Source organism: Cupriavidus necator, from assembly GCF_016127575.1.
GTDB lineage: Bacteria > Pseudomonadota > Gammaproteobacteria > Burkholderiales > Burkholderiaceae > Cupriavidus > Cupriavidus necator_D.
This window is the reverse complement of record NZ_CP066019.1, coordinates 2602739-2629122: the sequence shown is the minus strand read 5'-3', so window position 1 is coordinate 2629122 and position 26384 is coordinate 2602739. Positions and strand designations below refer to the sequence as shown.

The following is a 26384-nucleotide window of genomic DNA, read 5'->3' as shown; positions in this document are numbered from 1 at the left end:
AACGAGCCGTGGACGCGCTCACGCGGTCGGCGATGGACCCGGCGCGGTGCCGCCGAAGCGGTTTGCGCACTAGTCCACTAGCCTATTGCTGCACAACCTCGCCAGCAGCGGCAGCCTCGCCGGCAGCAGCCACTTCAGCCACTGCCCCAGCGGCAGCCTCAGGAGCAGCGGCCTGAGCAGCTGCCTCAGCAGCAGCCACTGCTGCCTTGATGGCGGCAATTTTGTCGCGCAGAGGTGCATACACAAGCGCTGCAGATGGTGTGCTTGTCAACCGCATCGGGTTGTGCCCCGCCTGTTGAAGAGCTGTTTGCACAAGCGCCATCAGCCTCTTGCCTTTGATGTGTTCGAATTTCAAACCGCCAGCCAGCATGTCTGTTGCGGATGAGGCGTCCTTCATCCTTTTAAGTGTGGTGTCCTTGAGGCTAACTCTCTTCTGCGCAAACTCGGCTGCAAGCAAAGCTTGGTTGGCAGCGATGATTGCTGCCATCATTGCTTCGGAGTCAGCTTCAGGAATACCGTAGACGGCCGAAATGTGAGCAGGCCTGCAGAAGGTATGTTCAATATCAGTGAACGGCGTGATGAAGGCAGTTGTTCGATCAGGCAGCTTCTTTGACTCGTTCTCTAGCCACCAAGTCTTCTCAGCATCTGTCATGCCGTCCCCGTCGCGATGTACTAAGACGTGAGTATTGTCACCTTGCCTCGTAAAGTAATCGGCGATGGGGACCGCTGCCGCCAAATTGTTAACGCCGTGTAGGGGTTGGAGGAAGTAGTCGGCATCATTCAGGCCATTCGCACGCAGGAAGATTTCCAACCTAGCGACCTTTGTGTCTTCCGTGAGGACGACAATTCGTTTTTGGCCGGCGTGTACTAACTCGAAGCTATCCAGTGCGCCGAGATCGAGTAACACGGAAAGGTTATTCCGCTCGGCTCCTTCCTGCTTTCCTCCATCCTTCAGCCAGATAATTTGGGTTGCTTCGTCGCGTGCGAGTGCGTCGAACATGTGGCGACTGTGCGTGGCCAAGATTACCTTGGTGCTGCCGGCCTCGGCTATTTTCTGTAACGTCAATGCCAATAGCTTTTGGTTTGACGGATGCAAATGCGCGTCAGGCTCGTCGAGCAAAAGGAGTGCCGGATCGTAGGCTGTGACATATGCCACCAACTGAATGGCTTGAAGTGCGCCGGTGCCAACCATTTCGAGCGGCACAGTGCGCCCATCCAGATGCACAGAGATATCAATGTACAGGTGAGCTTCGGGGTCGAATGCTGTTGAGATGGTTAGACCTGGGAAGACGGAGGCGATCACTTCGTGGAATCGCATCAGCTTTGCATCGTCTTTGCAGATTCGGTAAAGAACATTCCGAAGATAGATATTTGAATCGCCTTGGGCGATTCCGTTTGCGACGACCGATGGTGTTCTTAATTCTTCCCGAAGAGGCACTCCTGCTAGACCAGGCACGAAGACAGAAAAAGGCTGGCTCCGATTGGCTGCGCGAATAAAGAACGTGCTTTCATCTTCAAACGTGATCGCGATGTTCGCATTCTTTCCCCGACGCAACTTGAGTTGGAACTCCAGATGCTCCGCTGCGCCGGCATCGGTATAGGTGAAGGTGAACTCCGGGCCCGTTTTTGACGTAATCGGAGTGCCATGATTGAGCTGAATAAGGTCGCCCGTTGGCTTGTATATGAACTGATCGAAACCAAGCGTGTTCATTGGCTTCCCCCCATCAGCGGAGAGACGGGCTGACTGGAGAACAGTAACAGCGAAATGAATGGCTTGAAGCAGCGACGACTTGCCTGAATTGTTGCCTCCGACGAGCACTGTCATTGACGGTGTAAGCAGCTCAATTTTCTGCAGGCGTTTGAATCCAAGAACCTCTACGGCTTCGAGTCGCATATTCGGTGAGCCTCCCAGTCAGTGCTCGTTTGTTTTCTGATGGCCCAGAATTGTACTGGTGGTGGAGGCATCCTGCGCCTGAGTCTCGTGTGATAGATTGCACCTATGGAGGGTCCGGGATTTATTGCCTTCCTCTTGGGGTTCCAAATCGTTCATCATGATTGGCTCATGCTACTCTTAAAGTCCCCATTCAAAGACATGAGAGAACAAGATGAGGATAGCGAGTCTGATTGTCGCCATCAGCCTTCTTCCGGCTCCTGCCATAGCTGAGTGCTGGGTTGCTGGCGGCCTAAAAGGCTACAGCGCGCTTTCTGGTGAGCAATACGCCCTCACTAAAGATGGAATCTCCTCCACCGATTTTCAGGTAAGGGTCGAGCCTTCGCGAAGCAGTGTTTCCCCCTCTAATTTGCCCTGCAATTACCTCACGCCAAATTCCATTGTCTGCGGAACCGTTGAGAACGGCAGATCGACTATGGAAGTTTGGGCCGTCGATCCGACGGCAAGAAAAGTTACTTACACGAAGGCAATGTCCGGCTGGGGTCCATTTGACGGGGTTCGCGCATTTGTCGGCGAACTCCGCGATATTTGCCGCTAGACGCTATTAGTGGTTAGGAAAACGCGCTAGTCGAATTCGCGCCGAGCCGATAGACGTCCGACGTTAATCAAAAACAAAAAGTCAAAATGTTCCTACATCTTGCTATGGGTCATCTTCAATCCCGTGTACCTAGGTGAATATGCGAGCCTAGATGCTTGTAACAAGGCGAAGGCAACGGTAGCTAGCATGGCGCGTGAGGGTAACTCTGCCGCAGCGTCAGCGGCAGCGGCATTTGGAGCGAAAACGCCGCCCATCAGCCTGCAGGACTACGACAAGATCATGGCATGCGTTCCAAGGGGGTAGGGCTCGGGTGGACGGAGCAAGAACGTTATGTCCCCTCTTTAGTGGGGTATGGGTTGCCGCCCGGAAAACTGGTAGGTTAAGACGGATCTACTAGGCATGGGAGCCGGACTCCCGAACGCTTAGGTTCAAGAAAGGAAGCGTTATGGAATTGATTATTTTCCTTGGGCTTATAGGGTTAATTGCCGTCCTCATTTATAAGTTAACGAAGGACAGCAGCGATCCAGTTCCTTCAACTTCTTTCAGCACTTCTTCTCGACTGGTAGCTAGCAATCCACTGGCACACCTTCCGGAGCGATTTGTTGTGTTCGATATTGAAACAACTGGACTTGACTCGGAGCGACATGAAATCCTAGAAATAGGTGCAATCCGAGTGAATCGAAACTCAAACAATCACGATACATTTCAGGTTTTGGTAAAGCCATCAAGGAAAGTACCGAAAAAAATTACGGAACTTACCGGTATAACACCTGAAATGATTGAGGCAGAGGGAGTCTCCCTAGAGTCTGCAGTTCAAGACTTTGCCAAATTCGCGGGCAACTTGCGACTCGTATCGTTCAATGCCGAATTTGATATGGCCTTTATTTCCAAGGCCGCCGGAAAGAGTTCGATAACATTTGCAAATCCAGTTTCGTGTGCACTAAAAATGTCACGGCGTGCATGGCCCGACCGGAAAAGCTACCGATTGGCTGAGATTGCAAAAGATGGGAACTTGGACACTTCCGATATGCACCGGGCCTTGGGGGATTGCCAGCGTGCCGCAATTGTTTACTGCGCAGCGGCTTCCAGATTAGGCACAGTGGAATAGACGGTTCGCCTTCAGTGCGTAGGTGAGCCCAGCCCGAAGGCGGCAAGGCGCATGTGAACGGTTGGATCTCACTGAAAGCGATTGGCTGCCACTGCAGCGTCGGACCACGCCACCGACGCAGGCCTCAATGCCGCTGCACACGCTCAGATAACGCCTAGGCCGAAGTGCACAAGATGCGAGAGCGCTCGGAAGTGGCGATTCCGCCCCCCCCGGTGTCAAAATCGCGTCCGTAAAAATCGCAGCTCACGCGCGATCACCGCGCCGCAACATGCAGAGATCGATACCCCCTCCCCACCCGTGCGGGCTAGGCCACGTCGCTTGCAGCTGTGCATGCGCTCTGCGCTCGATCTAGCGGGGGCCAGCACCCGACCGCAAAAGCCGCCGTCGTATAGAGATGGCGAGGACAATTAACCCGTCTTCGTCATCCCGATACACGGGGCTCTTTCCGCTTCGCGCCATTAGGGCCGGGCACGTCCAAACGAGCGTCAACGCAAAATTGCGCCGACGAAAGCCAGCGCTACATTCCATCTTTTTCGCAGCCCGCAGACCGTTGGGCATGCCGGCTTGCCGAAGTGGCGCCGCGACCGGCCGTGAGTCGGTGATCCAGATCCCCGTCGACGATAAGTGGTGATTTCAGTCATAGATCACGCTGCACGAGCCTTGCATCTTCCGCCGCTATAGCCGCGCTCAGCAGTGTCTTGTCCGGCGTGCGCCTTGATCTTCTCCCCGATGAAGGTGGTCGACTCGACAAAGCAGTGCAACGGCGCTAAATTCGAGACTTGGCATGATGTCCTCGCGATATCGGGGCCCAGAGGGGCTAGTCAAAAGTTGCTAATCACACTGATTAGCGGCCGCACGCAATGTGCGCGACGTTCCCTCGAGTCCCGGGTGCCGACTTCGCTCCTTGCGTGCTGCTTTATCTCAACCACAGCGAAAGGAGCATTCGAAATGCCGCATCGAATCACCCGTCAAATCGAAGACGGAAAGCCGGTCTCGTATATTTCTATTCCCTTGGGCTTCTATCGGCAACAGTGCGAAACGATTCGCCTGTTGAAGGAACTGCATCACGGCAAACTCGCTGAATTTCGCGTGGCCGAACTAGTTGGCGGAACAGTTTCTCCAGGTTACGCAGATGCGCACGATGTACTCACGAGAACGGGTAAGACATTGCAGGTCAAGAGCGCGAACCCGACGGATAAGCGTTGGTCGTTCAGCAACGCTCACACCGAGTGTGATTGGCTTGTGCTGACTGCCCAGAAAGATGACCGCTTCTCCGCCCAGTATCTTGACGACTCGCCTTGGGTGTACTGGCTCATCCGTCGATCCGAGGTGCCACAGGTGGTGAGGACCTCCGGCTATATACAGATTTCGACGAATCCCGATGTGTGGTCCAACAGGAGGATGGTTGAATATATGGTTCCGGAGGCACGTATCGTGGAAATAGAGTAAAGCCCAGTGGTTCAGGGCCCGGCGAATGGCCGGGCCGTTACCATATTAAGTGACTAGCAAAGGCAAGTGGCGGTAGATGTCGCGCGCTGAATAAAGCCATCACCAGCGCGCGTTAAAGATAACCGGCGCAATCTCTATCAAAATTCTCAAGGCGGCGGCTCAATACTGGATCGTTTCCAATACACCATTTCTGAAATAGAGGTAATTCCCAGTCCGATAGACCCATTGCTCAGTTATTCCATAGGCGTTTTGGGTCTTATTGACATACTGCGGCTTTCCCCAATGGGTGTCCTCGAGCACTTGCTGACTCGTCATCCCGATCCTGACGCCAGGTTTCGCCGCCTGCTGCTTGGCTGCCGTGATACGGCGACGCTCGGCGTCGCGTTCACGCTTCGCCGCCCGTTGAGTGGCCAACTGCTCAGCCCGTTTCTCAGCATCTTCTCTAGCCTGGATGGCAGCAGGATCCTCCTCGAGGATTTGGGCGTAGCCCCAGTATCCAAAAAAGTCCTCGAATACCCGCCACGGGATGATGCCCGATTTGCCGTCGTCGAACTTGAGCTGGTACCACCCAGCTCCTGCGGGGTCATACCCTACGACCTTGAATCGCGTCACTCTTGTCACATAAACCGCATCATAACTGCCTTCCACGGTTTCATAGATCGGAACCTCTGACTTTCCATCCCGTGTTGGCCGTATCCAAAAGAACTTTCCAACCCTGGAACCTTGCGCCCCTTGTTCAACGGCGGACCTCAGCTCTGGCGCAGACTCGACGGCCATCGCAGAAGCCATCACGAACAGCAACAGCCAAACGAGACGTCGCATTATCGACTCCCTGGATCTCGACTTCCCGGATTATCGAGCCTGCGCCGCCTGCGCATCAAGCCGACCAAATGGCCTAATCCACTACCTCTGCCAGAACACCGAACGATTCTAGGCTGCCCTTCGCAGTCGAAGAGAGCCGTGCTTACCTCCATGGAACACCGAGCCGGCTGACCATGACCTGACGATTTAAGCTGCGACGCTTTAATGATGGAGACGCCGAAGCACCGAGGGACATGCCGCAGCGGTAAAATTACTCGAGCAATCTACGTGAGGAGCGCCATTTATGGAACGAGCAGTCTGCTACGGCTGCGTCAAAGATCTCCACCTAAGCGAGATCATCAAGGCGGAGGGGGAGAAGATTGAATGCTCGGTTTGCGACGAGTTGGAGCGCGAGGCAATCACAATCCGACGCCTTGGCCAAATCATGGAGCCGATCATGCGCGAGCACTTCGGCCTTGGCCAAACGGTGAAGAGGTTCGGGGACAACGATTCGGAGTGGTGGGAACAAGAGGGCGACTCACTTTCGTATTTCGTCCAGGACGTGCTAGGCCAGTACTTTGACTTCGAAGACGAGATTGTCTCTGCAATTGTCGACGCAGATGACTACTGGCCGGGCGATGGTGGAGAGGCCTACTGGGATGAAACAAGTAACTACGTGCCCACACGAATTCGCACTGGTCGCTACTTTGAGGAGTGGAGTTACACACTGAATGAACTGAAGCATGGGCGTCGGTTCTTCAGCCCGTCCGCGCGCGCACTATTCGAGAAGCTGTTTCAAGGAATCGATGAATTGCGCGCCAGAAAAGGCACTCGACTCCACCCTGTCGTTCGCGTCCTGCCAAAGGGGACGAAGATCTTTCGAGCCCGCTTGTGTAGCTCGCGATCGCTTCTCAAAGAAATCTACGCCGATCCGATAAAGCATGTAGGGCCGCCTCCAGCCGAGAACGCTAGAGCTGGCCGCATGAATGCGGAGGGCGTCGTAGTTTTATATGGGGCGAGAGATTCAGAAACATGTCTGGCGGAGATGCGGCCGGCGCTCGGAAGCGAGGTCGCAATCATTACCATGCAGACCACGCATGCGCTACGCGTTCTGGACTTCACCCGTCTGGACGACGCACGCAGCGGGAAGGCACTGAGCTACTTTCAAACGGATTTCACCGACCAGCTTGAACGTCGCGAATTCCTGCGCCGACTCCACAGCCTAATATCTCAGCCAATCGTTCCAGGCCGGGAGTCAGATTACCTCATTACTCAAACGATGGCTGAATACCTTGCCCATGTCCATGAGAAGCCATTCGATGGAATCCTCTTCTCTTCGGTACAGAGAGCCGGCGGAATAAACATCGTTTTGTTCGCCGACAAGGGGCTACTTACCGACAAGCCTGAAGATGCGTTCCGGCTCAAGTATGTGGACGGAAGCATTAGACTGGTATCGACGACCGCGATCCGCTATAGACATCGCGAGCTAAGTGTTAGCGCCTATGACGATGGCGAACTATGGATAAGCAATGCTGATGGGCAGGAGGCCGACCAAGACTGGGACTAGGCCGTCAGTCTTGCTCTAATTGAAGGCACCGCCAATCTTCGATGAAGAAGAGCACATTCGCCCGTGGGCTCAACAGATTAGTGAACCGCAGGAGTACTCTGGAGCGGAGGACCTGTGCGGTTTGTAACAAGCAAGGGGCTGCCCCGAAACCGGAGCAGCCCTTTCCTCTACTTGATCGGCATACGGTGATCAATCAGCGCGCCGTTCATATCCACAAGTTGAGCCATCTCGGATTTAGACGCTTGAGCCGCCTTGTGGCGCTCCCGCAACCAGCCCAACTCCCTAGCCCGTGCACGATCTGCTGCCGTAAGCTTCGGATTGACGTACGACGCGACGGCGAGGCACTTCGGCTTTGCGCAATCGGAGCGCCTCGGGCCAGCCAGTTGAGGCAATGCCGCATGCGCGGACTCGGACACAGACGAGGCAGTAGGGCGCGGTTGCGCCGCCGGCGGCTTTTGCGGCGGGACGTCGCCCGGCTCCGCTACGCCATTGGCCTGGAGCACTTCGACGAACTTCAGTGGCACGCGGCTCGATGCCACAGCGCCGTTCTCATCGAGCCGGGGTGTTGCCAGCGAGAATGCATTGAGCTGCGACTCCAGCTTGTGGCTCCACGCTGTAAGCCGCTCGGACACCTCATTGCGGCTCAGCGGTTCCAAGGTCATGCTCTTCACGTCCTCTAGTGCATCCATAAGTAGCCTCCGGAGCATCGTCACTTGCTCGGCGTTGGACTCGTACCTTGTCATCCGGTCCCCCAGCCAAGAGCCATGGCGAAACGAGGTGATGCGAGTGAGATGCCTTGACTGGCCCAAGGCGCTATCCAGCTCCCGGTAGTAGTCGTCAAGCCGGTCGTCGCGCGAATCGATCAGCGCTTGCCTCAGTTCCTTGGCTTCTGTGGCCTTAATCTCCTCAACCGCGTAGCTAGCAGCACTGGTGAGGCTTTCCTCGGCCCGCGCCGCTGCGAGCTGCACCTCTGCGGCTTCGCGAGCAAGGATCGCTTTCAGATGGGTGGCGCTGGCGGTAGCGATACCTTTGTCGTGCCGTGCGTCCAGGCTGTCGAGGCGCTGACGGAGGGCTTTGCGCATATCGATGGTGGTCTGTTCGACGCGAGCAAGGATTTCCTCGGCCTCAGCCGAATTCAGAATGTCGCGCAGTTTTTTTTCGTCACCCTTAGTGAGATGGGCTCTGTCGAGAAAGCTGAATAGCGTCATGGTGGTTCTCCAATGGTGCCGTTTTACTACTCTGCAAGCGTCCACGCAGAAACGTTGTGCAACCGCAAGCCCGTACGGGAGTCGTACCAGCAGGCGGCCATGGGGCCGGCGGGATGGGTGCCGGTGTAGCCATAGACGTAGCGGGCTTCCCTATAGAGCGGCCCGTTGTCGAAGTGAGCGACGTTCTGGTCGTCGACTTTCACGAGAACATGGTCAACGGCGTTCTCGCTATTCAGGAACGGTGCGAGGCCGGCCACCGCGTCGGTGGGGCTATTCCAGATCGGGGGTTGAATTAACGTTGTCATCTCTTTCACCTCTCATCGAAGGTGCGCCCACGGCGCGGATTTGCCCAACAATTCCAACACCCCTAAAGGGGTGTGTTGGAATCTGTTAGGGAACAGAACCGAACAATTTTGGCGTTTGTTGGAATTTGTTGGTGTTTTTCATGCGTGCCATAACCAGCCTTCCCGGACTTGGTAAATGCCATTGCCGACCATTGCGGTTACCGCGCGCCGCGCGACGTACCGGCGGCTTTCCTCGGCGCATGGCATTCGCGCAGCAACGGCTGCAAATGCGGAGTCGATCTGGATGCAGGGGCGACCGTTCGGCGCGCCGCCTTTGTCGAAGTCCTTTGCATGGCGCAACAACTCCCCGATAGCCTGATAGGCAATCTTCTGGTTCGAGCCTTGCGGTAGCTTCAACCGCTGCACCGTGTCGGCGGCGGTTGCCCCATCTGGCTCGACGATGCAGGATGTAACCGGATCGCCGTCTGGATCACTCCCGAGTTCCACCACCCGCAGTACGAAGGCAGCCCGAGCACCATCCTCGTCGTCTTTGCTCTTGGCGATGGACCACTCACGGCGGCTGTCAGTGCGCGATACTTCGATGGCGACGTCCAGCGCGGCGTATAGGCTGCTATGCCCCCTCAGACCTTTCGTGCCGTCCTTTCCAGTGTGATGAACCAGCAAAACGACGCCGCCAATCCGCCGCTGCAACTCCTTTGCGCCTTCGATGAGGTCACCCATGTCCCTGCTGGAGTTCTCGTCGGCGCCTGGAGCGGCACGGTTCAGCGTATCAAGCACCAACAGGCCATCACCTGCGCTACTAGCAACGACGGCGGCAGCGAGGTCCGCGATGTCGTCCTGGTTACGCAGGTCGATGCCCTGCGTGATAAATCTCAGGCGAGCCGGCAACGGACGATGGTGCCTAATAGTCCATGCATGTATCCGCTTTTGCAGCCCACGCGCACCTTCCAAAGCGCAATACGTGACAGGCGCGCCAGTAACGCGGCGACCGAACCATTCTGGCGCCCCATCTGCGATGGCGGCACACAGGTCCAGGGCAATGAAGGATTTGCCGGAGCCAGAGGGGCCAAACAAGGCGGCGAGGGCATCGGCAGGCAGGACGCCCCGCACTAGCCAGCGCGGCATGGGCACGTCCATCAGATCGGCCCCCGATTGCAACTGGTAGTGCATGGGCGGTGCCTTGGCGGCTTGCAGCAAGCTCTCCAGCGCCTCGGTGCCGTGCTCGAGTTCGTAGTCATTCGCGTCGTAATTCGGCGGCTTGTCGCCGGGCATCGCGACCACCCACGAGCCACAGAGTTCGCGGGCGATGCCTTCGGCCTCGGCTTCCTTGCCACGGTCTGCCACGAATACAAGGCGCGCATCGGGGTAGCGCTCACGCAGAGCTTGTCCGACGACCCGAAACCGGCCCGCACCAAACGTGACGACGGCAGCTGCTTGATAGTCTGCGCGCGCCACAGCCCATGCGTGGCCGATGCCCTCACAGATGTAAATGCGACCATCGGCGCTGACTTCGCCGACGACGAACATGCCGCTACCGAAGGAAGCGCCTGGCGCGTTCAGCTTCTCGCCCGCGCCCGGAGGCGGGATGTATTGGACCGTCCGCAGTTCGCCGTCGAGCGAGCGTACCGGGACGGCTAGGTAACCAGCCACGGACCTCCCCCGGATTGCCAGCGGATTTTCTATGGGGACAATGCGCAAACCGTCCGCCGTGCCGCGCTTGGCGACGATATAGGGATGCTCCGCCGGAGCGGAAGGGTAGGCGTCAAAAGCGGATACAGGATCGATGCGCACCTTCGGAGCGACCTGTGGTTCGGCTTGTTCCTTCGGGCGTTGGATCAATGCGTGGATGGTGCCTACGCCATTCCGAGGCGCCTTATAGAGACCCTGCCAGCCGGCATCACGGGCAGCGCGAAAGAGCGTTGACTCGGTAATCGGGCCATCGTCAAAGGAGTTCCACGCCGTCAGGCAATCGCGTTCGCCTTTGTAGTTCGGCGCGTTCTGACTCCACAAATGGAAGTCCTCGAAGGAAAGGCCGGCCGCCTTCGCGGCCATGCCCAAGCGAATCCATTCGCCACGTGAGCACCCGGCGTCGAGGCAAGACAGCGCGTCGCGGGCGCGGCCTTGCTCAAAATGGCCGTTTTCCATGGTGTGCCTCTCCGATTGAGCGATGGAGCGAGCGCGACAGCAGCAATTGCCGGTAGCCGGCTTTACTGCGTCTCAATACCCAGCAGTTTCATCAGATCGGAGGCGCGCCACAGGAGCCTGCCGCTAGCCTGCTTCAGCGGCTTGATACCGTGGTGATGCCCTTTGGCGGAGAGATTCTTCCTGACGGTTTGAGGTGCGCACCGCAGTGCGGCGGCAAACTCTGCAGTAGTAAGGAGGTCGGGCAAGCCCGCATGAGCGCTCACGGAGCGAAAGATGTTCATGGAAACTCTCCTGTGTTGAGAGGCGTTTCCACTCCAGTACGGGGAAATTTTCCCCGCAAGGGGAAAAAATAAAAAGCCAGCAGACCCTTATGGCTGCTGGCTTCTTGCCTGCTTTCTCAATGATGGGAATTCGGCGGGGAGACGACATCCTCCAATTCCCCCGGCCGTCTAGTCCCTTTGTGGCTTGTTCTTTTTCCACCACTCGCCTTGGAGCGCATTGCGCTTGATGTAGGCCGCAGACAGCGGACGCCTATGGTGCCCATAAATTGCAGCTGAGCGCAGCGCGGTAGCGACGTGATCGGAGACGTCCTGCAGCCCCGGAGCGAGCCCTTTCTCCCTATGGCGCTGGATAAATTCGAGCGCAATCTTCCGTGCTATTGACAGCCAGGTGCTTGCCTCCGCTGCTGTACTGGTATTTGGCTGGCGGATTTCCGTAGGTTGCTTCGCATCTAACGAGATTGCGTGTAACGGCAACGGCGTATTTGCATCGGCGGACAGTATTGCAGCCCTTGCAAGTGCCTCATGTGCATTGGCGAGATTACGCAGGCGAGCTACTTCATATCGACGCAACAAGGCTTCGTTCAAAACGTCAATGTGGGCGCGACAGAGCTCCATGTCACCTGAATTTGCCCAGCATTCGCGCACCCTGTTTAGTCGTGAACGCAAGGCCTCGGCTTCGTGGTCGCACGTCGACTCCAACGTCTCGACGAACCCATCAATCTCCCAAAGGTTGGCGCCCTTATACGTCGCATCAGCTGTGCTGAACAGCGGGACGGCCAAGGCGATGGCGAGGCTTTGGTTTTCTGGGGTGCGATACAAGTAGCCACCATCAGCCGCTTGGCGGCGTTCGGCGGTCCGATGGCCTATCCAGTGAAACACCTCTTTTATGTTCGCGCGTGTCATATGGCTCCCTTATTTGGGCGTTTCCGCCGGAACGGGATAGGGGCTGGCCTTTCCGTCCATCGGCGTGGGAGGGCAAACTGACTTCGGCTACTTTACAGCACTCAAGCCAGCTTGCACTTCGCTGGGCGTAAAGTCGATGCCCGCCTGTTCCAGCATCCACGCTTCAATCTTGTCGTGCCACATCCGAAGCATGTTGTGTGTCGCCGCGTCCGCGTCATCTCATGCGGGTGGCTCAGTCATGCGCTGTTGGATCGCGTGAGCGCGCCGGATTTCGTACAACTCGCGACCGGGGAAACCTTGATGATGTTCCATGATGCCGCCCCTCTATACGAGCTTGCGCGCCATTTCTGTCGCGGTCGGGTTGAAATAGCGATGCAGCATCGCCAGCGACCTATGCCCGGTCACGGCTGCAAGCTCAAGGGTGTTTGTGAGCTTCTTTGCCAACTGCGTCGTTGCTTCGTGCCTACTATCGTGCCAGTGTAGGTTCTGAATGCCGATCTCCGTTTTGGCGCGCCAGAATGCGCTGTCCAGGGTCTTGTATTTGACTGGCGCGACCAATTGAGCGCCCTTGCCTTGCTTAAGGCTTGCCAGCAGTGCGATTGCGCGTGGGCTTAGCGGCACGTCCCGGGCGTAGCCGTTCTTGGTTTCCGGCAAATGGATATATAGCTCGTCGGTGTGTACGTGCTGCCACGTTGCGGCAAGCACTTCACCCTTACGCATTGCTGTTGCTAGGCAGAACTGAAAGACCCATGCAGTCCATTGCTTGCTCGTTTTGGGGACAGTGCCCTCTACATAGTCGAGCTGTGCGCAAATGAGTTTGACCTCGTCGTCACTGACGCGCCGTTTCCTGTGTTCTGTGGACTTTGGCCTATTGTCGATGCCTTGGGCTGGGTTCTCCCTCTTAAAGAACGGCATTTCCCAGCGCCGAATGGCGTAGCTAAACACCGCTGACAGAACCGTCACCTCACGAATTATCGTGCCCGGTGCGACCTTGCGGCCAAACCTGCTTGTCGTGCTGCCGCGCTTCTTGATGTACGCCTCCACATCGTCCTTGCGAAACTCACTTACGCGTTTGCCGAATATCTCCGGAAAGTCGCGGGACATTGCTGTCAGCGTATAGCGCTCAACCTTAGCCCCACGCTTGCCACCAGAAACATCGCGGGCGTACTTCTCTAGGAGATAGGCGACGGAAGGGTCGCTGGTGTCATCGTACTTGCGGATGGTTTCGCCTTCGCTGATGCGCTTTTCAGTCTTCCGCGCCCACTCATGCGCCGCCTTCTCATTGTCGAAAGTAGCGCTGACTCGCTGGCCTTTCATGCGGACTAGGGCACGAACCGTGGTGCCCCTGTGCTCAAAGTTTGCCATTTTAGTGCACCCCTATATGTGTGTTGTTGGGACGGCCATACTACGGCGGAAGTGCCCCAAATCGCCGGCTTGGGGCACCTAAAAACCATCAACACACACGGAATAACACTATATATAAGCGGTTTTCGTATCTGTCACCGGGATGGCGAACCCCTCTGCCTGGTGTTCCGCAAGTAACCCGTTGCGCGCGCTTCAGCCGCGCACCAGCATCACGATCACGGCGGCAGTCGGGCAGCCCGAGCGGCGCCTTGCTCTAAAATCATCCCGTCATTCGATCCTGCGGTGCCAGCGGCTTCCAAGCCTGCGACACCGCGCCCGCCACGGAGAATACGATGAAGGTCCAGAACATCCTGCAGACGATCGGCAATACCCCGCATATCCGCATCAACCGGCTGTTCGGCAACGGCCACGAGGTCTGGATCAAGTCAGAGCGTAGCAACCCCGGCGCCTCGATCAAGGACCGCATCGCGCTGTCGATGGTGGAAGACGCCGAACGCCGTGGCGTGCTCAAGCCCGGCGGCACCATCATCGAGCCGACCTCGGGCAATACCGGCATCGGCCTGGCCATGGTGGCCGCGGTCAAGGGCTACAAGCTGGTGCTGGTGATGCCGGACAGCATGTCGGTGGAGCGCCGCCGCCTGATGCTGGCTTATGGCGCCACCTTTGACCTGACCCCGCGCGAGAAGGGCATGAAGGGCTCGATCGCTCGCGCCGAGGAACTGGTTGCGGCCACGCCGGGCGCATGGATGCCGCAGCAGTTCGAGAATCCCGCCAATGTCGACGTGCACGCGCGCACCACCGCGCAGGAAATCCTGAATGACTTCCCCGAGGGGCTGGATGTGCTGATCACCGGCGTCGGCACCGGCGGCCACCTGACGGGCTGCGCCCGCGTGCTCAAGGACAAGTGGCCGCAGCTCAAGGTTTTTGGCGTGGAGCCGGTGGCCTCGCCGGTGATCTCCGGCGGCGCGCCGGCGCCGCACCCGATCCAGGGCATCGGCGCGGGCTTTATCCCGAAGAACCTCGATACCTCGTTGCTCGACGGCGTGATCCAGGTCGATGCCGAGCCCGCGCGCGAGATGGCACGCCGCTGCGCGCGCGAGGAAGGCATCCTGGTCGGCATCTCGTCCGGCGCCACGCTGGCCGCGATCGCGCAGAAGCTGCCCGGGCTGCCGGCCAACGCGCGCGTGCTGGGCTTCAACTACGACACCGGCGAGCGCTACCTGACCGTCGAAGGGTTCCTGCCCGCCTGAGCTGCCAAGGCCGGCCGATGAAAACGTTCATATCGCGAACGGGAGTCTTTCAGCGCGACGACAGGCCGTGCCGCTTGTGCCAGTCCGCCAGCGATTCCTCCGGCCAGGTGTCGCAGTGCACATGGCCTTTGCCCTTGGGCACGTCGACCCAGGGCGCGACCGATTCCAGCGAGGCCTCCACCACCTCCGGCGGGCGCGGCAGCGGCGTGTCGATAGCCGATGCATGCGGATACACCAGCTCCGGCCAGCGCGGGTCCCAAAGCCACAGCGCGCTGCCGCATTTCACGCAGAAATGCCGCTGCGCCGGCGAGCGCCGCGCGCGCTTGCCGGGTTCGCGCAGCACGGCGTGGTAAATGCCCAGGTGCTTGCGCCCGCGCACGCGCAGCGTGGCCGCGTCGCCGCCGATGTTGATCGCGTAGCCCCCACCGCCGGCCGTCTTGCGGCAGATCGAGCAATGGCAATGCATATACGGACTAGGTGAGTCGGATTCAAGCGAGAAGTGGATCGCGCCGCAATGGCAGGAGCCGTCGAGATGCATGGTGTGGGCCTTTGCACGGTGGCGTTCAGGACAGTCCATTGACTGTAGAAAACCCCCGGCAAAGTGCCAAGGCGGCGGTGATGGCTAAAGCGCCTTGCGGAATGTCAGGTTGATGCGCAGCCGCCCCAGCAGCGGATGGTCGCCGTCGGCCAGCGGCGCCACGCCGTGGAAGGCCAGCCGCGACGGCCCGCCCCACACCACCACGTCGCCATGCGCCAGCCGCACCCGCTGCGGGCGGTCGGCGCGGCGCATGCCGCCGAACAGGAACACCGCGGGCAGTCCCAGCGAGACCGAAACGATGGGCGCGCTGAAATCGCGCTCGTCGCGGTCCTGGTGCAGCGAGAGCCGGGTGCCCGGCTCGTAGCGATTGATGAGGCAGGCATCCGGTTCGAAACCGGCAAAACCCGCTTGCGCCGCAGCAGTGGTGGCGAGCTTCCGGAAGCTCGCCGGCATCTCCGGCCACGGCTTTCCGTTCAGCGGATCGACGGGGTCATAGCGATAGCCACGCGCATCGGAGACCCAGCCGACCGTGCCGCAGTTGACCATCGCCACCGACATTGTCAGCCCGCCGGGGGTGATCATGTGCCGCCAGGGCGCAAGCGCGATGATGGCCTGGACGTCGGCCAGCAGCACTTCGGCATCCGCACGGGCCAGGCCGCGCAGGACTACGGCGCCGTCGGCGAGGGGTTCGATGGCGGGGCTGGCGGGGCCGTTCGGTGGCAGGTCGTCGAACAGGTCGAAAGTCATGGGTGGAGGTTTACGGACGCCCTGGCGCGGTCAGGCAACCGTCAGTTCCAGCCGCTTCCCCAGCGCCCGGAATGCAGCCTCGATCGTATCGATCTTGGTCGCATGGTCCAGGTTGACGATACGTTGCACCTCTTGCTTGCGCGTATTCAGCCGGCGCGCCAGTTCCGCCTGCGTCACGCCCTGCGCGATCATCTCGTTAAGCAGGAGCACCTTCGCCGACACGCTGGCCGGCAGTTCAACCAGATGCTGGCCGCGTTTTGCCTTCGACGGCAGTGGCACCGGGCGGCCATCTTCGAAATAGAATTCCATGGCCGTGGCGAGCGCATCGGCGGCCATTTCGCGGGCCTGCTCGATGGTGTCGCCGCTGGTCAGGGCTTCGGGGATATCGGGAAACGACACAGCAAAGCCACCGTCGTCCGGGACGATGTTGGCAGGGAAACGCAGCATATTGGGACTCCTTTGACGACAAGGGCAAGTTGGGGCGTGAGATGGAAGACTCATGACAGGCCGAGTTGCTTGAGAATCGCCTTGCGCAACCCCTCCCGGATCTCGTGGCTGGGATGCCGTGGCAGCGTGGTCTTCCTGCCATTGAGATACACCCTCACATGCTTCGCGCCTTCACTGAAGGTGGCGCCCTGTCCGGCGAGCCATCGCCGGAATTCACTCCGCTTCACCCGCATTCTCCTAGACCTCAGGGGAAATCAAGGGTAAGCAAAAATGTTTACTGATTCTAGCAGCAATCCGTTAAATCTGGTTGCAGGATTGTGAGCGAAGTACATGAATCGTTGCGCCGCCGACATGACAAAGGCCGCCCGTCGGGCGGCCTTGCTTTCTTCCGTGGCACGCAATCACCACGCGCTACACAGCGCGAACTCAGGCAAACGTATCGATCTCGCCACGCCCAGGCACGCGTGCGGGACGCGCTGTCGTACTGGCTGCTGCCGCCGGCTCAACAGCCGCCAGCGTGCCGGCAGCAAAGCTGGTTTGCCCGCGCCCATTCCGCGGTGCCTGCTGTTGCTGCCCGTTCCCATTGCCCGTCTGGCTGGCAAAGCCGTCTGCGCCCACCGAAGTCTGTCCAAGCTGGATGCCGCTTTCGGACAGCGCGGTGCGCAGGTGCGGCAGCGCCGCTTCCACCGCGGCGCGCACGGCCTGGTGAGGTGAGACGAACTGGGCCTGGGCCTGGTCGTTGACCACGTTGAGCACGACCTTGAGCGGCCCGAGATCGGGCGGGTTCAGCTGCAGTTCGGCGCTTTGCTGGCCTTGCGTGCTCATGCGGATCATCTGCTGGCCGAGGGCCTGCGGCCACTGGCTGTCGTACAGCTGCGGTGTGACCACGGGACGGGCGGCCGCAGCGGCTGCAGTAGCCGACGGGGTAGCCTGGCCGGCCAGCGCGGCGGCCACGGCTGGTGTGTTGTCGGGGCTGGCCGCGGTAGCCTCGCCGGTGCGGGCGGCAGCCTGTGCGGCGGCGAACGGCGTTGCCACGGGCCTGGCATCCGCCGTGCCGGGGTTGGCGGCGAGCGGATCGGCGCGGTGCCGGGCGATGCCGCTTTCCGGGCGATTGCCCGATCCGCCGGCAGACTGGCCGCTGGCGTCCTGCTGCTGGACGGCCAGCACGTCGCCCGGGATGGCCTGCGCCGTGCCGGCCTTGCCGTCGGTACCTGCGCTGGCGCTGGCCTGCATCGCGGCGCGCTGGGATGCGATGGTGGCCAGCGTTTCGGCAACCGAAGGCTGTGCGGGCCGGGCTTCGGTGGTGACGACCTGCAGCGTGTCCGGCAGCGGCGTGGCGGCCGCCGGCATGGCCTCGGCCTGGGCATCTGCCGTGGCCGGCTGCGCGGCATTTGCCAGTGCCGCCTGCAGTGCGGCGGCGCCGGTGTCGGTAACGCCGGCGAGGGCGGAACCCGCCGCGCCGGCCGGCGCGGCAGCGGGGCTGGCCGGGGCTGCGGCGGGAAGCATCAGTGCCAGGGCCGCTGCGGCAGCGGCTGCGGCATCCGTCGGCGTGGCCGCCGCGGTGTCATCCTGGTCCTGGTTTTCATCCTTGTGGCCGGCCGCGGGCTTCTTGCCGGCCGCGGCGGCTGGCTGCGGCTTGCCGGCGTCGGCCTGCGCCGCGGGCTGGCGCGATGCGGGCTGGTCGCGCGCGGCGGTTTCCCCGGCCGGCGGCGCGGGCGCCTTGCTGCTTTCGCGGGCGCGCGACAGCGCGTCGCCGAATCCGCTCGCGGTTGCGTCGGCGGTGGCGCGCCTGGCGCCCTCGACCGCATTGGCGGCGCTGCTGACAATCTGGCTGATATCGATCATGGGTTGGCTACGGGTGTGGCCCGGGTCAGGCTTCGCTCAGGCGGCTGGCCGTGGTGCGGACCAGGCGGGCTGCGTATTCGTCGTTGGCGCGCTGTTCGCGGCGCGCGGCAACCTGGTCTTCCTTCGCTTCGGCGCGCGCGATCAGCGTGTCGAAGGAGTTCAGGCGGCGCTTCTGGTGCTGCCAGTGGTTGCGCCCTGCCAGCAGGTCGGCTTCGGCCTTGGCCAGCGCCGCGCCCTGCTGGCGGATGGCATGGTCGAGCGAATCGAGAAAGCGCGAGAAGTCCTGCCAGCGGCTGGAGGTCATGCCTTCGGCGGCCACCACCTGCATGCGCGCGCGGTACTCATGGCGGTACTCGGTGAGCTGGTTGAGCTGCTGCTCAGCCTGCGTGCGCAGTCCCTGCAGCCTGCCCAGCTCGCGCGCGGCGGCATCGGTATCGTTCTGGGCGAGGTCAGCCAGCGTATTAAGCGGTGAATGCTTGAGCATGTTCACTCCTGTCGAAGAGGCTGTGAAGCTGGGCGATGGCGTCGTCGTAGCCGGCGCGCTCGTGGATGTCTTGCTGCAGGAAGGCTTCCATGCGCGGGTGCAGGCGCATCGCCAGGTCCAGCTCCGGGTCGTTGCCCGGCACATAGGCGCCTACGCTGATCAGGTCGCGGTTGCGCTGGTAGCGCGACATCAGCTGCTTGAAGCGACGCACCGAGCCGAACTGCTCATCCGGGATCAGCGCGGTCATGGCGCGGCTGATTGATGCTTCCACGTCGATGGCCGGGTAGTGGCCGGATTCGGCCAGGCTGCGCGACAGTACGATATGGCCGTCCAGGATGGCGCGCGCGGAATCGGCGATCGGGTCCTGCTGGTCGTCGCCTTCGGTCAGCACCGTGTAGAACGCCGTGATCGAGCCGCCGCCTTCGGGGCCGTTGCCGGTGCGCTCGACCAGCGTCGGCAGCTTGGCAAAGACCGAGGGCGGATAGCCCTTGGTGGCCGGCGGCTCGCCGATGGCCAGCGCGATCTCGCGCTGCGCCATGGCGTAGCGCGTCAGCGAGTCCATGATCAGCAGCACATGCTGGCCCTGGTCGCGGAAATACTCGGCCAGCCGCGTCGCATAGGCGGCGCCCTGCATGCGCAGCAGCGGCGAGGTATCGGCCGGCGCGGCCACCACGACTGATCGTGCGCGGCCTTCGGGGCCAAGGATGTTCTCGATGAACTCCTTCACTTCGCGGCCGCGTTCGCCGATCAGGCCGACCACGATCACGTCGGCGCTGGTATAGCGCGCCATCATGCCGAGCAGCACGCTCTTGCCCACGCCCGAGCCCGCGAACAGTCCCATGCGCTGGCCGCGTCCTACCGTCAGCATGCCGTTGATGGCGCGCACGCCGGTATCGAGCACAGTCTCGATCGGCGCGCGCATCAGCGGGTTGATCTGCTCGCCGGCCAGCGGCACCTCCATGGCGGCGGTGATCGGGCCCAGCCCGTCGAGCGGGCGGCCCGCGGCATCCAGCACGCGGCCCAGCAGGCCGGCGCCAACCGGCAGGCGCTTGGAGCCCGGCTCGCGCGGCGTGGTGATGCCGGCCGGCTGCGGCGATGGTTCCAGCGGGTAGACGCGCGCGCCCGGCAGCAAGCCCACCACATCGGATTGCGGCATCAGGTAGAGCCGGTCGGCGCCAAAGCCCACCACTTCCGCTTCCGCGGTGCGCGGGGCATTGCTGTCGGTGGTGAACTGCCCGGCGGGCAGCTCGATCAGGCAGTCGCTGCCCACCGGCAGGCGCAGGCCCACGGCTTCCAGCACCAGGCCCGCGGCGCGCGTCAGGCGGCCGCAGCTGCGCTTGCTGTCGAGCCCGGCGATGCCGGCCGCGGCGCTATCCAGCGCGCCGATCCAGCGTTGCGCATGGGCCAGCGCGGGATCCGGCGCTGGCGTGGCCTGCTCGGCGGCGTCAGGCATGTGGCGGCTCCCATGGATCGTCGCGGCCCAGCGCCTTGACCACGCGGGTCCAGCGCGTAGGCAGCGTGGCATCGCGCTCGCCGCTGGCGGCGCTGGCGATGCAGCCGCCGCGCGCCACCGACGGATCGGCGCGCACGGTCCAGCCGGCGGCCGCCAGTTCGCCATGCAGGTGGGTTTCCACCAGCGCCACGTCGTCGGGATGCAGCAGCAGGCTGGGCGATCCGCACAGCGCGGGTTCGCTGGTCAGCAGCTCGCGCACGGCCGGCAGCAGCACCGCGGGGTCGTTTGCCAGGGCGGTGCGCACCAGCTGGCGCGCCACGTCGAGCGCCAGCGACACCAGCGCGCGCGCGACCTGGTCGTCCACGCCGCCGAGCGCGCTGCGGAAGTTGGTGGCCAGCGCCTGCAGCTGCGTGGCCTCGTTGCGTGCGGCTTCAAGGCCGCGGGCGTAGCCTTCGCGGTGGCCGTCGCCGTAGCCCTGGGTTTGCCCCTGGGTGTAGCCCTGGGCATAGCCTTCCTTGCGCGCGCCTTCGCGCATCGCGTCGAGCGCCTCGAAATCGATCGGCGGCGGTGCGGGCTCGGATGGCATGGCGGCCAGGGCTTCGGGCGGCTCGCTTTCCCGGGGATCGAGCGAGCCCATCTGCCAGCGCTGCCAGCCGGCCGCGCCGCCACGCGCGCGGCGCGGGGGCTCGAACGGCGCAAAGCCGCCAGGATCGGCGGCCGCGCCGTTGCCGGCAAGGGAAGAGAGCGGGTCGCCGCGCGGCGCGCGGCGTGCGGCCTGGCCGCGCTCAGGGTTTGCCTCAGACATAGGCATCGTCGCCTCCGCCGATCTGCACTTCGCCCGCATCCGCCAGGCGCCTTACCACCTGCAGGATGGCCTTCTGCTCGGCCTCGACCTGCGACACGCGCACCGGGCCCAGCGCGTCCAGGTCCTCGCGCAGCATCTCGCCGGCGCGGGTGGACATATTGCGAATGAACTTGTCGCGCAGTTCCTGCGGCGCGCCCTTGAGCGCGACGATGAGCGACTCGGTGGCGATTTCCTTGAGCACGCGCTGGATGCCGCGGTCGTCGACCTCGAGCAGGTTCTCGAACAGGAACATCTCGTCGATGATCTTCTGCGCCAGGTCGCCGTCGTGCAGGCGCACGCCGTCGATCACAGCCTCTTCGTGCGCGGTGCTCATCAGGTTGATGATCTCGGCCGCGGTGCGCACGCCGCCCATGCGGCTGCGCTTCAGGCTCTGGCCCGCCAGCAGCTTGGTCAGCACGTCGGTCAGTTCCTGCAGCGCGCCCGGCTGCACGCCGCCGAAGGTGGCGATACGCAGGATCACGTCGTTGCGCAGGCGGTCGGTGAACAGCGCCAGCACCTCGGACGACTTCTGGCGGTCCAGGTGGATCAGGATGGTGGCGATGATCTGCGGATGCTCGTCGCGGATCAGCTCGGCAATGGCCGTGGCGTCCATCCAGTTCAGCGAATCGATGCCGCCGCCCGGATCGCGCGACTCCAGGATGTCTTCGATCACCGACTGGGCGCGTTCCTCGCCCAGCGCCTTGTTCAGCACGCTGCGGATAAAGGCATTGGAATCGACGTTCAGGGCCAGGTACTGCTCGGTCTCGGTGCGGAACTCGCCCAGCACCTCGGCCATTTCCTCGCGGGTGACCGAGCTGAGCGTGGCCATGGCCGAGCCCAGCTCCTGCACTTCGCGCTGCGACAGGTGCCTGAACACCTCGGCCGCGGCATCCTCGCCGATCGCCATCATCAGGACGGCGCTCTTTTGCAGGCCGGATTCGGAGATGCCCTTAGCGGTTGTCATTGGCAATCCAGTTCTTGATCACGCTGGCGACCAGGCGCGGGTCGCGCTGTGCGGCGTCGCGCACCAGCGCGAGGTCGCTTTCATACTTGGCGGCAAGCCGCAGGATTTCCGGGTTGGCGGGCTCGTCCGGCGGCAGCAGCACTGCCTCGGTCTCGTCCCTGGGTTCCGGCGCCGGCAGCGGCGGCGAGGTGTAGCGGCGCAGGACCGGGCGCGCCACCTTGAACCACACGAACAGCGCCAGCAGTGCCAGCAGCAGGTAGCCCGCAAGGGTCTTGCCGAGCTCGATCATGTCGGGCTGCTTCCACAGCGGCACCTCGGGCGCGGCCTTCTCGCGCTCGGCGGTGAATGGGCTGTTGACCACGTTGATGGAGTCGCCGCGGTCGGCCGAGAACCCCATCGCCTCCTTGGTCAGGTTCTGGATCTGCGCCAGCAGTGCCGGCGGCAGCGGTTCGGCCACGAGCTTGCCCTTGGCATCGGCCTGCTGACGGTAGTTGACCACCACCGCCACCGACAGGCGGCGCACGCCGCCCGGTGCCTGCTGCACGTGGCGCACGGAGCGGTCCAGTTCGTAGTTGACGGTGGAGTCGCGGCGATTGCTGCTGGGGCCGCTGGAAGCGGTGGCATTGGCGACCTGGGCGCCCTGACCTGGCTGGGCAGCTTGCCCCGGCTGTCCCGGTTGCCCGGCAGCCGGAGCACCGGCCTGTCCCGGCGCCTGGCCCGCACGCGGCGTCTGCGGCGTGGTCACGGGCGCGGCGGCGGCAGCCGGCGGCTGGTTCGACAGCGCCCCGGGCACGCCGCCCGGCGGCGTGACACCCTGCTGGGTCGACTCGCTGGTCTGCTGGCTGCGGATCGCCGAGCGGGTCGGGTCCTGGTTGGGCTTGTAGCTCTCGTCGGTGTGCTCGACGATGGAGAAGTCGACGTCGGCGGTCACCTGTGCGCGCACGTTGTCCTTGCCGACGATCGGCGTCAGGATCGCTTCGATGCGCTTCAGGTAGTTCTGCTCCAGCGCCTGGACGTACTTGAGCTGGGTCGCGTCGAGCATGCGCTCGTTGCCGGTGTTCGACAGCAGGTTGCCGTGCTGGTCGACGATCGAGATCGACTTGGGCGTCAGCTCCGGCACGCTCGACGACACCAGGTGGCTGATCGCAGCGACCTGGCCTTCATCGATGGCGCGGCCCGGGTAAAGCTGCAGCACGATCGACGCGGTCGGCTTCTGGCGCTCGCGCACGAACAGCGTCGGCTTGGGGATGGCCAGGTGCACGCGGGCGGACTGCACCGCGGCGATGGACTCGATCGAGCGCGCCAGCTCGCCTTCCAGCCCGCGCTGGTAGTTGACCTGCTCGGCAAACTGGCTGATGCCGAATTTCTGGTTGTCCATCAGCTCCATGCCGGCCGTGCCGCTCTTGGGCAGGCCCTGCGATGCCAGGCGCAGGCGCGTCTCATGCACCTTCTCGGCCGGCACCATGACCGCGCCGCCGCCTTCGGCGAACTTGTACGGCACGTTCATCTGCTGCAGCGACTGCAGCACCGCGCCGCCATCGCGCTCGGACAGGTTGCTGTACAGCACCTTGTAGTCCGGGCTGCGCGACCACAGCACGCCCACCGCGATGGCCGCGGCCAGGGCGGCGCCGGCCAGCATCAGCGGCAGCTTCGGGTTGGCCTTCAGGCGCTCGATCACTTCTGCCGGGCGCCCGGGCAGTGCCACGGTCGCGGTCATGCGCGTGCTCCGGATCCGGCGCCGCGATGCTGGCGACGGCACGGGCGATGCTGACCGCCTTGGTCGTCGGCGCGGCTCACGGCACGGCTCACATTACGCTGCAGAGAAAACACGCGTACTCCCGAATCGATGATTGTCTGGTGATTTCCGGAGCCAGCACGGGACGACAGCCCGCGCTCTTCCGGCACGGTGGCAATGATCGGCCAGACTTGAGCGCGACAATCCGGCGAATAGACGCGGTTTTTTGTCCGATTTCGGCCCATGGGAGCGCGGAGACGGCGGGTACTCTGCGGGGGCTGAAACTGGGTGCGAACCGCCTGAAGCCCGCCTGCCGGCAGGCTGCACTGTGATGCAAGGGGCGCGCCACAAGACGAACTCTGCCGGTGGACCGGCATACGACGAGCCAAATGACCACTATCTCTTCCATCGAGGGCATGCTGCAGCAACTGCGCGGGATGTCCCAGGTTGCCTCGGGCAACAGTGCCAGCCAGTCCGCCGCGCCGGTCGGCGGCGGCTTTGCCGGCGAGCTGCAGCGCTCGCTGGGCCGCATAAACGCCGCGCAGGAACGCGCCTACGGCCAGGCCGAGGCGTTCGAGCTGGGCAAGCCCGGCGTGGCGCTCAATGACGTGATGATCGACCTGCAGAAGGCCAATGTGTCGTTCCAGACCGGGGTGCAGGTGCGGAACCGGCTGGTGGCGGCTTACCAGGAAATGATGAATATGGCGGTGTAAAGCCCACCGGCCTGCCCTGAACGCAAAGAGCCCCTGGCGCGCGCAAGCGGCCAGGGGCTCTTGTCGTCAGGAAGGCCTGCCGGTTCAGGCCTGCGCTTCAGCGCCTGCGGCCCTGCCCGCTTCAAGGTGGTAGATCCACGCCAGCAGTTCCGCCACGGCCACATAGAGCTGCGGCGGCACGTGGCTGTCCAGGTCGACCTGCATCAGCAGATTCACCAGGGTGGGCGAATCGTGGATATAGACGCCCGCTTCGCGCGCGCGGGCGATGATGGCTTCGGCCACCACGCCATAGCCCTTGGCGACCACGCGCGGGGCCCTGTCCCTGTGCTGGTAGGACAGCGCGATCGCCGCGCCGCGGTCTTGCGCCGCTTCGCTCATCGCGCCGCTCCTACCGTCATGTTGTCCTGGGTCTGCACGCTCAGGCGCTGCAGCACGATGCCCTGCGCCTCGAGCTGGTTGCGCAGCAGCGGCCGTGCCGCGATGAAACGCGCCGCGACATCGGTCTCAGGCGTTGCCACGCGGGCGTCGAGCCCCGCCGGTCCCAGTGTCAGCACCGCTTCGACGATGCCGAGGCTCGGCAATTCCAGCCGCAAGCGGCTGGACCATGGCCGGGCGTTGTCGTTATGGACCTGCGCTGCGCCATCCGCATCGGGGCGCAGCAGCTCCCACTCCATCGGCACGCCGGGCCACGCCTCGCCGGCAAAGCGGAACTGCTGCGTGGCGAGCAATTCCAGCTGCTGGCGGACCACGCCTTCGGTTGCCGGATGGATGGCCGGGCCGGCTGCCGAGGCCTGCCTGCCGGCGTCTGCCGAGGCGGTGTCCGGCAGGCCAGCGGCGGCGCGCGCCGCGTGGGGGATGAGGCTGTCCGGCGCTGCAGCGCGCGCGCCAGCCTCCGCGGTGCTCTGGTAGGCCTGCGTGGCCAGCGCCGCGGCGGACTGGCGTTGGGCCCCCGGTTCGGCAGCGGCTTCGCGGCTGTAGGCCGCCGTGGTGGCGGCGCCTTGCCGCAGCGCCTGTTCCGCCGCCGCATGGCTGTGGGCCACGCGCGGATTGCCGGCCGAGGCCAGCGCTTCAGCCAGCACCTGCGAGGCCGGAATCAGCGGCGGCGCTGAGGGCCGCCCCGGCTCTGCCGCTGCGGCACCGCCGGTATAGGTCAGCAGCGCAGACGGCAGCGTGGTTGCGGCGGCCTGCGCAGTGCCGCCTGGGGCAGCCGCCCGGGCCGGCACCGGTACTTGCGCCTGCGGCTCCTGGCGGATGCCGGGCAACGCGCGTGCGCCGGCAACCCACTGTGCAAGGTGCGATTCGTAGAACAGGCCGCTCTGCCCGACCGTGTTGGCAAGCGCCGACGCCGCAGCCTGCGCCGACGCTGGCGTGGGCGCGGCGGCCAGCAGCGGGCCGGCGCTGCGCACCGGCTGGGCCTCGGTACCGTCCATCACCGCCAGGATGGCCCGCGCCGCCGCGCTCAGCGATTCCTGCGTCGAAGTGCCCGGCAGCAAGGTAGCCTGGCCTGCCAAGGCGTTGGGGCCGGTGGCGTGCTGGCTGTGGCGGATCGCCTGGCCGGTGGAGCTCTGGACATTCGACTCGGTGGCCTCGGGCACGGGCTGCAGCGCCGTCAGCTTGTCGATGGCAAGCGCCGTGCGCAGCGGTTGTGGGTCCGGGGCCTGACCGGGTGCCAGGCCTGGAGGCAGATGGATGCCGGTCATACGGGTCGCGTGAATGCAGACGGCGGGCTTTCCGGCCCGCCGC

General features: G+C 62.9%; 25 protein-coding genes. 5 read left to right on the top strand and 20 right to left on the bottom strand.

Annotated elements, in window-relative coordinates; translation table 11 throughout:
- Positions 1-82: 82 nt before the first annotated feature.
- Positions 83-1894, bottom strand: a complete 1812-nt coding sequence (locus I6H87_RS30795; protein ID WP_081225749.1) for an AAA family ATPase — start codon at positions 1892-1894, stop codon at positions 83-85.
- A 1040-nt stretch (positions 1895-2934) separates the two neighbouring features.
- Here I6H87_RS30795 and I6H87_RS30790 point away from each other — a divergent pair.
- A complete protein-coding gene (locus tag I6H87_RS30790) occupies positions 2935-3597 on the top strand; it encodes a 3'-5' exonuclease (RefSeq protein WP_011617835.1) in 663 nt (220 codons plus the stop codon).
- A gap of 948 nt (positions 3598-4545) precedes the next feature.
- The gene (locus I6H87_RS30785) at positions 4546-5046 is read left to right on the top strand and encodes a hypothetical protein (protein ID WP_011617833.1); all 501 of its coding nucleotides are present in this window, start codon (positions 4546-4548) and stop codon (positions 5044-5046) included.
- Between the two features lie 159 nt (positions 5047-5205).
- Here the strand turns inward: I6H87_RS30785 and I6H87_RS30780 are convergent, their stop codons facing one another.
- The gene (locus tag I6H87_RS30780) at positions 5206-5868 is read right to left on the bottom strand and encodes a hypothetical protein (RefSeq protein WP_011617832.1); all 663 of its coding nucleotides are present in this window, start codon (positions 5866-5868) and stop codon (positions 5206-5208) included.
- 283 nt (positions 5869-6151) lie between these two features.
- Between I6H87_RS30780 and I6H87_RS30775 the strand changes: the two genes are divergently transcribed.
- Positions 6152-7414 (top strand): RES family NAD+ phosphorylase, encoded by a 1263-nt coding sequence (locus I6H87_RS30775; RefSeq protein ID WP_011617831.1) that lies wholly within the window; start codon positions 6152-6154, stop codon positions 7412-7414.
- Between the two features lie 167 nt (positions 7415-7581).
- On the opposite strand, the gene I6H87_RS30770 is transcribed toward I6H87_RS30775, so the two are convergent.
- The 6 genes from I6H87_RS30770 to I6H87_RS30745 form a co-directional block, all read right to left on the bottom strand.
- Positions 7582-8622 (bottom strand): hypothetical protein, encoded by a 1041-nt coding sequence (locus I6H87_RS30770; RefSeq protein WP_011617830.1) that lies wholly within the window; start codon positions 8620-8622, stop codon positions 7582-7584.
- 26 nt (positions 8623-8648) lie between these two features.
- Complete coding sequence (locus I6H87_RS30765; RefSeq protein WP_011617829.1) at positions 8649-8927, bottom strand: hypothetical protein; 279 nt, start codon at positions 8925-8927, stop codon at positions 8649-8651.
- Between the two features lie 138 nt (positions 8928-9065).
- Entirely contained in the window at positions 9066-11072 is a 2007-nt protein-coding gene (locus tag I6H87_RS30760) for an AAA family ATPase (RefSeq protein ID WP_011617828.1), read from the bottom strand.
- A gap of 62 nt (positions 11073-11134) precedes the next feature.
- Positions 11135-11353 (bottom strand): hypothetical protein, encoded by a 219-nt coding sequence (locus tag I6H87_RS30755; protein WP_011617827.1) that lies wholly within the window; start codon positions 11351-11353, stop codon positions 11135-11137.
- A gap of 168 nt (positions 11354-11521) precedes the next feature.
- Complete coding sequence (locus I6H87_RS30750; RefSeq protein ID WP_041688227.1) at positions 11522-12256, bottom strand: hypothetical protein; 735 nt, start codon at positions 12254-12256, stop codon at positions 11522-11524.
- Between the two features lie 324 nt (positions 12257-12580).
- Positions 12581-13573 carry a site-specific integrase gene (locus I6H87_RS30745; protein ID WP_051398583.1) on the bottom strand — a complete coding sequence of 331 codons (993 nt, stop codon included), beginning with the start codon at positions 13571-13573 and terminating at the stop codon, positions 12581-12583.
- A 380-nt stretch (positions 13574-13953) separates the two neighbouring features.
- Here I6H87_RS30745 and cysK point away from each other — a divergent pair, with 380 nt between their 5' ends.
- A complete protein-coding gene (gene cysK / locus I6H87_RS30740) occupies positions 13954-14871 on the top strand; it encodes a cysteine synthase A (RefSeq protein WP_010810697.1) in 918 nt (305 codons plus the stop codon).
- Between the two features lie 49 nt (positions 14872-14920).
- Here cysK and I6H87_RS30735 read toward each other — a convergent pair whose 3' ends face one another.
- The 10 genes from I6H87_RS30735 to fliF all read right to left on the bottom strand — a co-directional run bounded on the left by I6H87_RS30735 (position 14921) and on the right by fliF (position 23910).
- Positions 14921-15409, bottom strand: coding sequence for a GFA family protein (locus I6H87_RS30735; RefSeq protein ID WP_041688226.1), 489 nt, complete (start codon positions 15407-15409; stop codon positions 14921-14923).
- Positions 15410-15493: 84 nt separating this feature from the next.
- On the bottom strand, positions 15494-16156 hold the full coding sequence (gene alkB, locus I6H87_RS30730) for a DNA oxidative demethylase AlkB (RefSeq protein WP_011617823.1): 663 nt from the start codon (positions 16154-16156) through the stop codon (positions 15494-15496).
- Positions 16157-16186: 30 nt separating this feature from the next.
- Positions 16187-16603 (bottom strand): type II toxin-antitoxin system HicB family antitoxin, encoded by a 417-nt coding sequence (locus I6H87_RS30725; protein ID WP_010810694.1) that lies wholly within the window; start codon positions 16601-16603, stop codon positions 16187-16189.
- Between the two features lie 50 nt (positions 16604-16653).
- Entirely contained in the window at positions 16654-16836 is a 183-nt protein-coding gene (locus tag I6H87_RS30720; protein ID WP_011617822.1) for a type II toxin-antitoxin system HicA family toxin, read from the bottom strand.
- Between the two features lie 193 nt (positions 16837-17029).
- Positions 17030-18448, bottom strand: coding sequence for a flagellar hook-length control protein FliK (locus tag I6H87_RS30715; RefSeq protein WP_011617821.1), 1419 nt, complete (start codon positions 18446-18448; stop codon positions 17030-17032).
- A gap of 25 nt (positions 18449-18473) precedes the next feature.
- Entirely contained in the window at positions 18474-18932 is a 459-nt protein-coding gene (gene fliJ / locus I6H87_RS30710; RefSeq protein ID WP_011617820.1) for a flagellar export protein FliJ, read from the bottom strand.
- Positions 18910-20385: a flagellar protein export ATPase FliI gene (gene fliI / locus I6H87_RS30705; RefSeq protein WP_010810690.1), complete on the bottom strand. Its 1476-nt coding sequence runs from the start codon at positions 20383-20385 to the stop codon at positions 18910-18912. Before fliI ends, fliJ begins: the two co-directional genes overlap by 23 nt.
- Positions 20378-21196, bottom strand: coding sequence for a flagellar assembly protein FliH (gene fliH / locus I6H87_RS30700; RefSeq protein ID WP_011617819.1), 819 nt, complete (start codon positions 21194-21196; stop codon positions 20378-20380). The genes fliI and fliH overlap by 8 nt, the downstream gene beginning before the upstream one ends.
- The gene (fliG, locus tag I6H87_RS30695; RefSeq protein ID WP_010810688.1) at positions 21183-22193 is read right to left on the bottom strand and encodes a flagellar motor switch protein FliG; all 1011 of its coding nucleotides are present in this window, start codon (positions 22191-22193) and stop codon (positions 21183-21185) included. The genes fliH and fliG overlap by 14 nt, the downstream gene beginning before the upstream one ends.
- Positions 22180-23910, bottom strand: coding sequence for a flagellar basal-body MS-ring/collar protein FliF (fliF, locus tag I6H87_RS30690; RefSeq protein ID WP_010810687.1), 1731 nt, complete (start codon positions 23908-23910; stop codon positions 22180-22182). The genes fliG and fliF overlap by 14 nt, the downstream gene beginning before the upstream one ends.
- A 407-nt stretch (positions 23911-24317) precedes the next feature.
- Between fliF and fliE the strand changes: the two genes are divergently transcribed.
- The gene (gene fliE / locus I6H87_RS30685) at positions 24318-24641 is read left to right on the top strand and encodes a flagellar hook-basal body complex protein FliE (protein ID WP_041688225.1); all 324 of its coding nucleotides are present in this window, start codon (positions 24318-24320) and stop codon (positions 24639-24641) included.
- A gap of 84 nt (positions 24642-24725) precedes the next feature.
- Here fliE and I6H87_RS30680 read toward each other — a convergent pair whose 3' ends face one another.
- Positions 24726-25019: an EscU/YscU/HrcU family type III secretion system export apparatus switch protein gene (locus tag I6H87_RS30680; RefSeq protein WP_011617817.1), complete on the bottom strand. Its 294-nt coding sequence runs from the start codon at positions 25017-25019 to the stop codon at positions 24726-24728.
- On the bottom strand, positions 25016-26341 hold the full coding sequence (fliK, locus tag I6H87_RS30675; protein ID WP_011617816.1) for a flagellar hook-length control protein FliK: 1326 nt from the start codon (positions 26339-26341) through the stop codon (positions 25016-25018). The genes I6H87_RS30680 and fliK overlap by 4 nt, the downstream gene beginning before the upstream one ends.
- Between the last annotated feature and the right edge of the window lie 43 nt (positions 26342-26384).